This is a genomic window from Pseudomonas sp. NMI760_13 (assembly GCF_021283245.1).
Lineage (GTDB): Bacteria > Pseudomonadota > Gammaproteobacteria > Pseudomonadales > Pseudomonadaceae > Aquipseudomonas > Aquipseudomonas peradeniyensis.
The window spans coordinates 26,843-39,832 of record NZ_JAJSRC010000008.1; the positions used below are offsets into that span (position 1 = coordinate 26,843).

At 65.4% G+C, this 12,990-nt stretch carries 9 protein-coding genes; 2 read left to right on the forward strand and 7 right to left on the reverse strand.

What is annotated here, in order from left to right; translation table 11 throughout:
* On the reverse strand, positions 1–681 hold the full coding sequence (locus tag LU671_RS10775) for a Fe2+-dependent dioxygenase (RefSeq protein ID WP_232855669.1): 681 nt from the start codon (positions 679–681) through the stop codon (positions 1–3).
* 222 nt (positions 682–903) lie between these two features.
* Here LU671_RS10775 and LU671_RS10780 point away from each other — a divergent pair, with 222 nt between their 5' ends.
* Positions 904–3,183, forward strand: coding sequence for a TonB-dependent receptor (locus LU671_RS10780; protein ID WP_232855670.1), 2,280 nt, complete (start codon positions 904–906; stop codon positions 3,181–3,183).
* A gap of 216 nt (positions 3,184–3,399) precedes the next feature.
* Positions 3,400–5,955, forward strand: coding sequence for a PepSY domain-containing protein (locus LU671_RS10785; RefSeq protein WP_232855671.1), 2,556 nt, complete (start codon positions 3,400–3,402; stop codon positions 5,953–5,955).
* Between the two features lie 114 nt (positions 5,956–6,069).
* Here LU671_RS10785 and LU671_RS10790 read toward each other — a convergent pair whose 3' ends face one another.
* The 6 genes from LU671_RS10790 to hisS all read right to left on the reverse strand — a co-directional run bounded on the left by LU671_RS10790 (position 6,070) and on the right by hisS (position 12,985).
* Positions 6,070–6,861, reverse strand: a complete 792-nt coding sequence (locus tag LU671_RS10790; RefSeq protein WP_203650728.1) for an amidohydrolase — start codon at positions 6,859–6,861, stop codon at positions 6,070–6,072.
* Entirely contained in the window at positions 6,849–7,997 is a 1,149-nt protein-coding gene (locus LU671_RS10795) for a pyridoxal phosphate-dependent aminotransferase (RefSeq protein ID WP_232855672.1), read from the reverse strand. The genes LU671_RS10790 and LU671_RS10795 overlap by 13 nt, the downstream gene beginning before the upstream one ends.
* 293 nt (positions 7,998–8,290) lie before the next feature.
* Positions 8,291–9,754, reverse strand: coding sequence for a ribosome biogenesis GTPase Der (gene der / locus LU671_RS10800; RefSeq protein ID WP_203650724.1), 1,464 nt, complete (start codon positions 9,752–9,754; stop codon positions 8,291–8,293).
* 117 nt (positions 9,755–9,871) lie between these two features.
* Positions 9,872–11,041, reverse strand: a complete 1,170-nt coding sequence (bamB, locus tag LU671_RS10805) for an outer membrane protein assembly factor BamB (protein WP_189656930.1) — start codon at positions 11,039–11,041, stop codon at positions 9,872–9,874.
* Positions 11,016–11,657: a tetratricopeptide repeat protein gene (locus LU671_RS10810; protein WP_203650721.1), complete on the reverse strand. Its 642-nt coding sequence runs from the start codon at positions 11,655–11,657 to the stop codon at positions 11,016–11,018. Before LU671_RS10810 ends, bamB begins: the two co-directional genes overlap by 26 nt.
* Before the next feature lie 38 nt (positions 11,658–11,695).
* Positions 11,696–12,985 (reverse strand): histidine--tRNA ligase, encoded by a 1,290-nt coding sequence (gene hisS / locus LU671_RS10815; RefSeq protein WP_232855673.1) that lies wholly within the window; start codon positions 12,983–12,985, stop codon positions 11,696–11,698.
* Positions 12,986–12,990: the final 5 nt, after the last annotated feature.

The following is a 12,990-nucleotide window of genomic DNA, read 5'->3' on the forward strand; positions in this document are numbered from 1 at the left end:
TCAGACCTCGGCCCAGCGGCGCAACAGATTGTGATAGGTACCGGTCAGTTGCAGCAGCGACGGATGCTCGGGCACATCGGCGGTGAGCTGGCGGATCGCGTTGTCCATCTCGAACAGCAAGGTGCGCTGGCTGTCCTCGCGCACCAGGCTCTGGGTCCAGAAGAACGCCGCATAGCGCGCCCCGCGAGTGACCGGGTTGACCTTGTGCAGGCTGGTGCCGGGGTACAGCACCAGGTCGCCGGCGGCCAGCTTGACCTCGCGCACGCCAAAGGTGTCCTGGATCACCAGCTCGCCGCCGTCGTAGCTGTCCGGATCGCTGAGGAACAGCGTCGAGGACAGGTCGGTGCGCACCCGCTCCGGGCTGCCCTTGGGCTGGCGCAGGGCGTTGTCGATGTGGAAATCAAAATTGCCCCCTTCGCGGTAGCAGTTGATCAGCGGCGGGAACACCTTGTGCGGCAGGGCCGCCGACATGAACAACGGATTGCGCCACAGCCGCTCGATCAGCGCATTGCCGATCTCCTTGGCCAGCGCATGGCCCTCGGGCAACTGCAGGTTGTGCTTGGCCTTGGCCGACTGGTACCCCGCGGTGATCTTGCCGTCTGCCCAGTCGGCCTGCTCCAGGGCCTCGCGAATGCGCGAGATCTCGTCGGCGTCGAACAGCCCGGGAATATGAAGCAGCATGGCGGCGGCACCAGGTATGACTGAAGGAGCGCCAATGATATTGATTCCCTTTTACCTACCACAAGCCCTTTATCCATGGCACGACGGATGAGACCGTAAAAACCGTAAGGCGAAATTGTAAAGAATGTAAATTTATGGTGAATGTAAACGCTTCTCAATTGTTCGTTACAATCACTTACATTATGCTCCGCGGCCTTCATACCTTGGGGAAGGTCTACAACAATGCGTCACGTGCCATCTGCTGTGAGTTCACCACGTCTGCTCGCCTCCGCCATCGGCATGGCGATCACCGCCACCTCGGCCTATGCCGCCGACCCGGCCGCCAATACCGCCATCACCCTGGACGCCACCAGCGTCAATGGCAAGGCCGAACAGGCAAGCACCGAGTACAAGGTCGACAAGGCCTCGTCGCAGAAGTACACCGCGCCGCTGGTGGACACCCCACGGTCGGTCACCGTGATCCCGCAGCAGGTGATCAAGGACACCAACGCCATGTCCCTGCAGGATGCTCTGCGCACCGTGCCGGGTATCACCTTCGGTGCCGGTGAAGGCGGTAACCCGCAAGGCGACCGTCCCTTCATCCGTGGCTTCGACGCCCAGGGCGACACCTACCTGGACGGCGTGCGCGACACGGGTGCCCAGACCCGCGAAATCTTCGCCATCGAGTCTGTCGAAGTGGCCAAGGGGCCGAACTCGGCGGTCGGTGGCCGTGGCGCCGCAGGCGGCACCATCAACCTGGTGAGCAAGCGCGCGCACCTGGGCAACTCGCTGGACGGCGCCTGGACCTGGGGCAGCGACCAGACTCAACGCTACACCTTCGACGGCAACTACCAGTTCAGCGACAGCGTTGCCGGGCGCCTGAACCTGATGACCCACGAAAGCAATGTCGCCGGTCGCGACAAGGTCAACTACGACCGCTGGGGCATCGCCCCCTCGCTGGCCTTCGGCCTGGGCACGCCGACCCGCGTCAACCTCGACTACTACCACCTGGAAAGCGACGACCTGCCGGACTCCGGCATCCCCTACAGCGTGCCCCGTGCAGGCAGCACCGCACGGACTTCGGCGCATCCGGACAAACCAGTCGACGGTGGCGACAGCGACAACTTCTACGGCCTGACCGGACGCGACTTCCGTAAGACCCGTGTCGATATCGCGACCTTCGCCATCGAGCACGACCTGACCGACACGCTGACCATCAAGAACACCCTGCGCCACGGCAACAGCATGCAGGACTACGTGCTGACCCAGCCCGACGACAGCGCCGGCAACGTCAACAACAACGGTGTCTGGCGTCGCGCCAACAGCCGTGTGGGCAACACCGCCACCACCACCAACCAGACCGACCTGTTCGGCGAGTTCTACCTGGGCGGCCTGAAGAACAGCTTCTCCACCGGCGTCGAGTTCACCAAGGAAGAGTCCGACCGCCAGAGCTACACCGTTACCCCCAACAGCAAGCTCACCTGCACCGGCCCGGGCAGCGGCGGCAGCTGCACCTCGCTGGACAACCCGAACCCGGACGACAACTGGGTCGGCACGGTCGAGCGCAACTACGCCGGCACCAGGACCAACAGCAAGACTCGCGCACTCTATGTGTTCGACACCCTGGAGCTGACCCCGCAGTGGCTGCTGAACATGGGCCTGCGCTATGACCACTTCGACACCGATTACCGTGGCTACAATGCCGACGGCAGCACCGCGGTGAGCAGCAAGGGCGTACCCGCCAAAGGCTCGGACACCAGCGAGTTCATCACCGGCCAGCTGGGCCTGGTGTGGAAACCGGCGGACAACGGCAGCATCTATGTGTCCTACGCCACCTCCGCCACGCCGCCTGGCGCCATGCTCGGCGAGGGCACCGAAGGCAACCCGCTGGGCAACACCACCGACCGTTCCGGCAACCTGCTGGGCAGTGACATGGAGCCGGAAGAAACCACCAACTACGAGCTCGGCACCAAGTGGGACCTGCTCGACCAGCGCCTGTCCCTGGCTGCGGCGCTGTTCCGCACCGAGAAGGAGAACGCCCGGGTCCAGGTCAACACCAACACTTACGAGAACGTCGGTGAAACCCGTGTGCAAGGCATCGAGCTGTCGGCCAGCGGCAAGCTGACCGACAAGTGGCAGGTGTTCGCCGGCTACACCTACATGCAGGCCCGCCAGATCGACGGTGGCCCGCTGGGCAAGGCGAACGACGGCAACCAGTTGCCCAACACGCCGAACAACAGCGCCAGCCTGTGGACCACCTACCAGCTGACGCCGAAGCTGACTGTCGGCGGCGGCGCCTTCTATGTGGATGACGTCTACGGCAGCGTGGCCAACACCACCATGGTCGACAGCTACGTACGCTACGACGCCATGGCCGCCTACAAGCTGACCAAGAACATCGACCTGCAGCTGAACGTGCAGAACCTCACCAACGAGGTCTACTACGACAAGGCCTACTCCACCCACTTCGCCAACCAGGCGGCAGGGCGCACGGCGTTGCTGACCACCAGCGTGCACTTCTGATGTAAGCGGCGTCTGCACTGGCCTCTTCGCGGGTAAACCCGCCCCCACAGGTTCGCCACCGCTCCGAAGGTCAGTGCTGTACCTGTGGGGGCGGGCTTGCCCGCGAAGAGGCCGGCACAGGACACCCCGCCCCGTTCATTCCCGTGAACGGGGCGTTTGCGTACCAAGGCATAATGCACGCCGCGCAGTTCCTGGCGGCAATACAAGGTGATCGATGTGGTGAAGAAGACGCTGTTCCAATTGCACTGGTTCTTTGGCATCACCGCCGGCCTGGTGCTGGCGCTGATGGGCGTGACCGGCGCGATCTGGTCGTTCCAGGAAGAACTGCTGCGCGCGTTCAACGCCGAGGTGCTCAAGGTCGAGGTACGCCAGGAAGGCGTGCTGCCGCCGGCCGAGCTGGTGCGCCGGGTCGAGGCCGCGCAAGGCGACAAGGTCTCCATGCTCTGGGTCGATATCCGCGAAGGCAACGCCGCACGGATCTTCTTCACCCCCGCACCCGGGGAGCGACGCGGTGCGCTGCGCTACGCCGATCCGTACACCGGCGAGCTCAAGGGTGACGTCGCCGGCCTGGGCTTCTTCAACCTCATGCTCAACCTGCACCGGTTCCTGGCCATGGGCGACACAGGCCGGCAGATCACCGGTGCCTGCACCCTGATGCTGATCTTCTTCTGCCTCTCCGGGCTGTACCTGCGCTGGCCGCGCAAGGCACTGAACTGGCGGACCTGGCTGACGCTGGACTGGGCGAAGAAAGGCCGTGCCTTCAACTGGGACCTGCACGCGGTGTTCGGCACCTGGTGCCTGGTGTTCTACCTGCTGTTCGCCCTGACCGGGCTGTTCTGGTCCTACGAGTGGTACCGCGAAGGCCTCAATCGCCTGCTGGCCGACCAGCCTGCGGCGGGCGAGCAGAAGCGTGGCGAAGGCCGTGGCGGTCGCCATGGGCCGCCCAAGGCCGACAAGAACGCTCCGCCTCTTGTTGTCGATTACGAGGCCATCTGGACCAACCTCAAGGCCGCCGCAGGCCCTGGCCTGTCCACCTACAACCTGCGCCTGCCGCCGGCCGGCGGGCAACCGGCGACCCTGTTCTACCTGCTGCAGGGCGCCGACCACGAGCGCGCCCTCAACACCCTCACCCTCGACCCGGCCACCGGCCAGGTCAAGCGTCACGAGCGCTACACCGACAAGTCGTTCAAGGCCCAGTTGCTGCAGAGCGTCTATGCCCTGCACGTGGGCAGCTACTTCGGCCTGCCGGGGCGGATCATCGTCACCCTCGCCAGCCTGACCATGCCGCTGTTCTTCGTCACCGGCTGGCTGCTGTACCTCGACCGCCGGCGCAAGAAGCGCCAGGTCCGCGCCGCCCGTGGCGCGGTGGCCGCTCAGGCGAACGACGGCGACAGCTGGCTGATCGGTTTCGCCAGCCAGAGCGGCTTTGCCGAGCAGCTCGCCTGGCAGAGCGCCGGCCAACTTCAAGCCGCCGGCTTGCCGGTGCAGGTACGCCCGCTGGCCGAACTGGGCGAGGCCGAATTGCGCCAGGCCAACCGCGCGCTGTTCGTGGTCAGCACCTTCGGCGACGGCGAGGCCCCGGACAGCGCCCGTGGATTCGAGCGCAAGGTGCTCGGCCAACCTTGGCCGCTGGATCACCTGGACTTCGCCCTGCTGGCCCTGGGCGACCGCCAGTACCCGCACTTCTGCGGCTTCGCCCGCCGGCTCCAGGCCTGGCTCGGCGAACGCGGCGCCACCTGCGCCTTCAGCCCGGTGGAGGTGGACAACGCCGACCCCGCCGCGCTGCAGCTGTGGCAACAGGAACTGACGCAATTCACTGGCGCCCGCCCGGTCGCCGCCTGGCAGCCGCCGAGCTTCGGCAACTGGCAACTGTTGCGCCGCGAACGGATCAACCCGGGCAGCCAGGGCGCGCCGGTCTACCTGTTGGGCCTTCAGGCAGTAGCGCCGACGACCTGGGAAGCCGGCGACCTGATCGAGATCCTGCCGCGCAACGGCCAGCCTCGTGTCGATGCCTTCCTTGCCGGCCTGGGCCTCGACCCAGGCAGCCCGGTGCAGCTCGACGACCTGCAGGAAACCCTGGTGCAGGCCCTGGCCACCCGCCAGTTGCCGGTCAGCCGCGAACATCTGGTCGGACTGCATGCCCAGGCACTGGTCGATGCCCTGATCCCGCTCACCGCCCGTGAATACTCGATTGCCTCCATCGCCAGCGATGGCGTGCTGGAGCTGATCGTGCGACAGGAACGCCACGCCGATGGCAACCTCGGCCTGGGCTCCGGCTGGCTGACCGAATACCTGCCGCTGCAAGGCAGCGTCAGCGCGCGCCTGCGTCGCAATAGCGGTTTCCATTTGCCCGCCGAGTCGGCGCCCTTGGTAATGATCGGCAATGGCACCGGCCTGGCCGGTCTGCGCAGCCTGCTCAAGGCCCGGATTGCCGGGGGCGAACAACGCAACTGGCTACTGTTCGGCGAACGCAACCGGGCGCACGATCTGCTGTGCGGTGAGGAACTGCAAGGCTGGGTGGAAAGCGGCGATCTGCAACGACTGGACCTGGCGTTTTCGCGGGACCAGGCCGAGAAAATCTATGTGCAGGACGTGCTGTTGCAGCAGGCCGCCGAGTTCAAGCGCTGGGTGGATGACGGCGCTTGCGTGTATGTCTGTGGGAGCCTGCAAGGGATGGCTGCCGGGGTGGATGCGGCGTTGCAGGGGATGCTGGGTGAAGCTGTCGTGCAGCAGTTGATCGAGGATGGGCGATATCGGCGAGACGTGTATTGAACAGTCACATCCCTGGGGGCGCGTTGCGCCCCTTTCGCGGCACAAGGCCGCTCCTACATGGGGTTGCGATCTCCTGTAGGAGCGGCCTTGTGCCGCGAAAGCGCCTCATGACCTTCAATGCAATTCGAAGGTATCGGCATCCAGGTTCGCCGGGAACCGCGCCCGGTACGCTGCCAGCTCCGCAGCCCGCAGCACCACGGTGAACACCCCGTCGGCCTCACCCGCGCTCAGCAGGCTCTCGCCCTGGAAGTCCAGCACCTGGCTGTCGCCGGAATAGGCGAAGCCCTTGCCATCGGTGCCCACCCGGTTCACCGCCGCGACGAAGCACAGGTTCTCGATGCCCCGCGCCGGCAGCAGGCGGTTCCAGTGCAGGCGCCGCGCCGCCGGCCAGTTGGCGGTGTACAGCAGCAAGTCGGTGTCCTGGGCGTCGCGGCTCCACACCGGGAAGCGCAGGTCGTAGCAGATCAGCGGGCGGATCCGCCAACCCTTGAGCTCGAACTGCACCTGGCGCTCGCCCGGGGTGTAGTGCTTGTGCTCGCCGGCCATGCGGAACAGGTGACGCTTGTCGTAGTGCAGGATCTCACCGTCGGGCCGTGCCCACAGCAGCCGGTTACGGTGGCTGCCGTCGGCGGCCTGGATGATCACGCTGCCGGTGATCACCGCGTTGGCTTTTTTCGCCTGGGCCTTGAGCCACTTGTAGGTCGGGCCGTTCTCCGGCTCCGCCAGGCTTTCGGACTCCATCGAGAAACCGGTGGTGAACATTTCCGGCAGGACCACCAGGTCCACCTCGCCGGCCTGCCCGATCAGTTCCTCGAAGTGCGCGTAGTTGGCCTCGCGGTCGTGCCAGGCCAGGGTGGTCTGCACCAGGGCGATTTTCAGGTTCGGCAGTTGGCTCAGATCGCGCATAGTTTCTCCGCTGCCTGGCGCAGCGTCTCCTCGCGTTTGGCAAAGCACAGGCGCACCAGGCGTTGCTCGGGGATGGGTTGCTGGTAGAACACCGACACCGGGATGCTGGCCACGCCATGCTCACGGGTCAGCCACAGGGCCATGTCGACATCGTTCAGGTCGGGCCGGATCTGCGAATAGTCCACCAGTTGGAAATAGGTGCCCGGCGTACGGGTGAAGGTGAAACGCGAGGCCTGCAGCAGGTCGCAGAACAGGTCGCGCTTGGCCTGGTAGAAGGCCGGCAGCTCGTCGATATGCTCGGGGTGCTCGGCCATGAAGTCGGCCAGGGCGCACTGCAAGGGGGTCACGCCACAGAAGTTGACGTACTGGTGTACCTTGCGCAGTTCCGCGCCCAGTGCCGGCGGAGCGACCACATAGCCGGTCTTCCAGCCGGTGACGTGGTAGGTTTTGCCGAACGAGCTGACCACGAACGCCCGCGAATAGAGCTGCGGGTGGGCCAGCACGCTGGCATGGTGCACGCCGTCATAGATCAGGTGCTCGTAGACCTCGTCGCTGATCAGGTAGATATCGCGGTCACCGATCAGCCTGGCCAGTTGGTCCAGGTCTTCGCGGCTGATCAGCGCGCCGCTGGGATTGTGCGGCGAGTTGAGGATGACCATGCGCGTGCGCGGGCTCAGGGCATCGCTGAATTTCTGCCAATCGATGCTGAAGCTGCCGTCGGTCAGCGGCACATGCACGCAGCGCCCGCCGGCCAGTTCCACGGACGGCTCGTAGCTGTCGTAGCTGGGGTCGAAGACGATCACCTCGTCGCCGGCATGGATGACCGCCTGGATGGCGCAGAAGATCGCCTCGGTGGCACCGGGGGTGATGGTCACCTCCTGGTCGGCATCGACATTCGCGCCGTACAGCCGGGCGATCTTCGCCGCCACCTGCTGGCGCAGTGCCGGCAGGCCGGTCATGGGCGAGTACTGGTTGTGCCCGGCGGCCACATGACGACCGACGGCATCGAGCAAGGCCTGGGGGCCGTTGAAGTCAGGGAAGCCCTGGGAGAGGTTGAGCGCACCGGTCTGCATGGCCAGTTGCGACATGGTGGTGAAGATGGTCGTGCCGACGTTCGGCAGTTTGCTGCGGATCATGGAGCCCTCTTTCCTGGGGTTTGTCCGGCACGGGGTTGGGTCCGAGCATAGCGGATCGAGCAGTCAGGAAAAAGGTTGAAACAATAGGGGGATTGCGGTGGGTCAACGTGTAGGGGGAGATCAGGATTTACGCACATCCCTGTAGGAGCGGCCTTGTGCCGCGAAAGGGCTGCAAAGCAGCCCCGGCTTCCTTGCAGCGCATTCTGAACCCTGGGGCTGCTACGCAGCCCTTTCGCGGCACAAGGCCGCTCCTACAGGGGGCGCACGGCCTGGGAAGGCACGCCAAGCGGTTGTTAACGCTTGTCGCGGCGCTTCTTCTCGGCCTTCTTGTGGTGCGACATCAGGCGACGCTTCTTGTTGACCTGGCGATCGGTGAGGGTGTTTTTCTTGCCCTCGAACGGGTTGTCACCGCCCTTGTACTCGATGCGGATCGGCGTGCCGACCAGCTTGAGCACCCGGCGGTAGGTGTTCTCCAGGTAACGCGAGTAGGAGTTGGGGATCTTGTCGGTCTGGTTGCCGTGGATCACGATCAGCGGCGGGTTGGCGCCACCGAGGTGGGCATAGCGCAGCTTGATCCGGCGACCGTTGACCAGCGGCGGCTGGTGCACGCTGATGGCGTCTTCGAGGATCTGTGTCAGGCGGCTGGTCGGCCAGCGGGTGACCGCCGACTTGAACGCGGCCTGCACCGACTTGTACAGGTGGCCCACGCCGGTGCCGTGCAGCGCCGAGATGAAGTGGATGTCGGCGAAGTCGACGAAGAACAGCCGGCGTTCCAGCTCGGTCTTCACGTAGTCGCGCTCACCCGACTCCATGCCGTCCCACTTGTTCAGGGCGATGACCACGGCGCGGCCGGCGTCCAGGGCGAAGCCCAGCAGGTTGAGGTCGTGGTCGACCACGCCTTCGCGGGCGTCCATGACGAAGATCACCACGTTGGCGTCCTTGATCGCCTGCAGGGTCTTCACCACCGAGAACTTCTCGACTTCCTCGTGGATCTTGCCGCGCTTGCGCACGCCGGCGGTGTCGATGAAGGTGTACTTCTCGCCATCACGCTCGAACGGGATGTAGATACTGTCGCGGGTGGTGCCCGGCTGGTCGTACACCACCACGCGCTCTTCGCCGAGCATGCGGTTGACCAGGGTCGACTTGCCCACGTTGGGGCGGCCGATGATGGCGATCTTGATACCGTCTTTCTCGCTCGGGCCGGGGATGCGCGTGGCTTCCTCGCCTTCGGCGACATCCTCGTCGAGGGCTTCTTCCTCGGGATCACGGGGAATATGGCCGAGCAGCGACTCCATCAGGGCGTTGATACCACGGCCCTGGGAGCCCGCCACCGGAATGGCGTTGCCCATGCCCAGCGGCGAGAACTCGGCGCGGGCGATATCGGGGTCGATGTTGTCGATCTTGTTGGCGACCAGGATCGCTTCCTTGTTCCGCTTGCGCAGGTGATCGGCGATCATCTGGTCGGCGGCGGTCATGCCGGCACGGGCATCGACCAGGAACAGCACGTAGTCGGCTTCCTCGATGGCCATCAGCGACTGCTCGGCCATCTTCTCGTCCATGCCCACTTCGTCACCGGTGATACCGCCGGTGTCGATGAGGATGTACGAACGACCCTGCCAGCTGGCATCGCCGTACTGGCGGTCACGGGTCAGGCCCGACAGGTCACCGACGATGGCGTCGCGGGTCTTGGTCAGGCGGTTGAACATGGTGGATTTACCGACGTTCGGCCGGCCCACCAGGGCGATTACGGGAACCATGCGGCTCTCCACTCTTGAATTCTTGAAAATGCAAAGGCCGCTGCAAGGCAGCGGCCGGAGTTCGAGCGACGCTTCATGCGCCGCGGCCTGAGCCCGCGAGCGAGCTCAAGCATAGCTTCAGCGGATGGTCAGTGCCTCGAGCTTGCCGCTGTTGCCGAAGACGTAGATGGTGTCGCCGACCACCAGGGGTCGGGCGCGCAGGCCATCGCTGTCGATACGCTCACGGCCGACGAAGCGGCCATCGACCTGGCTGAGCAGGTGCAGGTAACCTTCGAAGTCGCCCACCGCCACATAGCTGGAGAACACTTCCGGCGCCGACAGCTGACGGCGAGCCATCGAGTCGTTGCTCCACAGCGAGCTGGAGGAACGCTCGTCGACGCTTTGCACGGTACCCGACGCTTCGCTTACGTAGACGTTGCCGAAGCCCTGGGCGACACCCACGTAGCTGGAGGCATCGCGCTGCCACAGCACGCGACCGCTTTCCAGCTCCAGGCCGGCGACGCGACCCTGGTAGGTGCCGACGTACAGGGTACCACCGGACAGCAGCAGGCCGCCGTCGATGTCCACCACCCGGTCCAGCTCGGAACGGCCCTGCGGAATCGCCACGCGGCTCTCCCACACCGGCACGCCGTTGCTGATGTCGACCGCCACCACCTTGCCGGTGGACAGGCCGGCCACGGCCAGGCGGTTGGTCACCACCGGCGCGCCGGTGCCGCGCAGGGTCAGCACGGCCGGGCTGTTCTCGTAGATCCAGCGACGGTCGCCGGTGGCGGCGTCGAAGCCGACCAGGCGGTCGTCCTGGGTCTGTACCACCACCACGTCGCCGTTGTTGGCCGGCGGCGCCAGCACTTCGCTGCTGACGCGCGAGCGCCAGCGCTCCTCGCCGGTGCTGGAATCCAGGGCGATGACCTCGCCTTTGAGGGTTCCCAGCATGACCAGGCCGTAGCCCACGCCCACGGCGCCGGAAACCGGCAGCTCGAGGTCCTTCTTCCACACCACGTCGCCGGTGATGCGGTTCAGCGCAAAGACCTCGCCGTTGACGTCGGAGGCGTAGATGCGGTCGTTCTCGATGGCCGGTACCAGGGTGTTGTAGGTCTCACCCTGGCCGTCACCGATCGAACGGCTCCACTGCTTCTTCAGCACCACTTCCTCGGTGAACTTGGTCAGCTCGGCCGGGGGCAGTTCCTTCTTGCTGTTGCTGCTGCAACCCGCCGCCAGCACGGCGAGGGTGAGCACTGCTGCTTGTTTCCAACCCTTCACTTCAGGCGTCCCCTTTGGCCAGGTCATCCAGCTTCAGTTGCAGGCCACCGATCGCGGCGTCGTCGGACAGCGCGGCCTTGGCTTTTTCGTAGGCGCTGTGCGCGTCGTCGGCGCGGCCCAGCTGTACCAGCAGGTCGCCCTTGAGTTCTTCGCGGCTGGCCAGGAAGGCCTTGTCGGTGTCGCCGTCGAGCAGCTTGAGCGCGTCCTCGGCCTTGTCCTGGGCCGCGAGCACGCGGGCCAGGCGCTGGCGCGAGATCTCGCCGAGGGTGGCGTCGGCCGGCTTGTCCAGCACGCCCTTCAGCTCGCTGGCCGCATCGTCAAGCTTGCCGCTCTCGACCGCGACCTTGGCCACGAACAGGCTGCCGTACTGGGCGTAGGCGGTACCGCCGAACTCGCTCTTGAGCTTGCCGGACAGCTCGGCGACCTTGCTCGCGTCGGGCTTGCCGTCAGGCGTCAACGAGGTTTCCAGCAGCGCCTGGTACAGCACCGAGGCGCCCTGGGACTGGTTGGCCTGGTACTTGTGCCAGGTCTGCCAGCCCAACACCACCACGCCGGCCAGCAGGGCGCCGGTCAGCAGCGGCTTGCCGTTGCGGTTCCACCAGTCCTTGGCTGCTGCCAGGCTCTCATCATCGGTACTCGACACCCCAATACTCCTATTCGCCTATTCGTTGTCAGACCGCGTCACGCCTGGGCGATCGCGGTTTCCAGGTGCGCGGCAAGCGCATCCCAGGCAATGTTCTGTTGTTCGCCCTGGCCACGCAGGGGCTTCAGGCCGATCTGCTGTTTCTCGAGCTCGTCGTCGCCCAGAATCAGCGCGAACAGCGCGCCGCTCTTGTCGGCTTTCTTGAACTGGTTCTTGAAGTTGCCGCCACCGGCATTGACTGCCAGGCGCAGGCCCGGCAGGCGATCGCGCAGGCTTTCGCTCAGGCGCAGGCCGGCCAGTTCTGCCGGCTCGCCGAAGGCGCACAGGTAGACGTCGATGGTGCGGCTGATCGACTCGGGCACCTTGCCCAGGGTCTCCAGCAGCAGGATCAGGCGCTCGATGCCCATGGCGAAACCAACGCCCGGGGTCGGCTTGCCGCCCATCTGCTCGACCAGGCCGTCATAGCGGCCACCGGCGCAGACGGTGCCCTGGGCGCCGAGCTTGTCGGTGACCCACTCGAACACGGTCTTGCTGTAGTAGTCCAGGCCGCGCACCAGCTTGGTATTGATCACGAACGGAATGCCGGCGGCGTCGAGGCGGGCCTTCAGGCCCTCGAAGTGCACGCGGGATTCTTCGTCCAGGTAGTCTTCCAGCTTCGGCGCGCCGACCAGCACCGCCTGGGTGTTCGGGTCCTTGCTGTCGAGAATGCGCAGCGGGTTGCTTTTCAGGCGGCGCTGGCTGTCCTCGTCCAGTTGCTCGAGGCGAGCCGAGAGGAACTCGACCAGCGCGTCGCGATAGCGGGCGCGGGCTTCGCTGGTGCCCAGGCTGTTGAGCTGCAGCTCGACCGCGTCCTGGATGCCCAGCAGGCCCCACAGGCGCCAGGTCAGCATGATCAGCTCGGCATCGACGTCCGGACCATCGAGGTTGAACACCTCAACGCCGATCTGGTGGAACTGGCGGTAGCGGCCCTTCTGCGGACGCTCGTGACGGAACATCTGGCCGATGTACCAGAGTTTCTGCACCTGGCCGTTGCCGGTGATGCCGTGCTCAAGCACGGCACGCACGCAGGCCGCGGTGCCTTCGGGGCGCAGGGTGAGCGAGTCGCCGTTGCGGTCCTCGAAGGTGTACATCTCCTTCTCGACGATATCGGTGACTTCACCGATCGAGCGCTTGAACAGCTCGGTGAACTCGACGATCGGCGTGCGGATCTGGCTGTAGCCGTAGCTGTCCAGCAAGCCGGCCACGGTGCCCTCGAAATAGCGCCACAGCGGCGACTGGTCGGGCAGGATGTCGTTCATGCCACGAATGGCTTGCAGCGATTTGCTCACGAGTA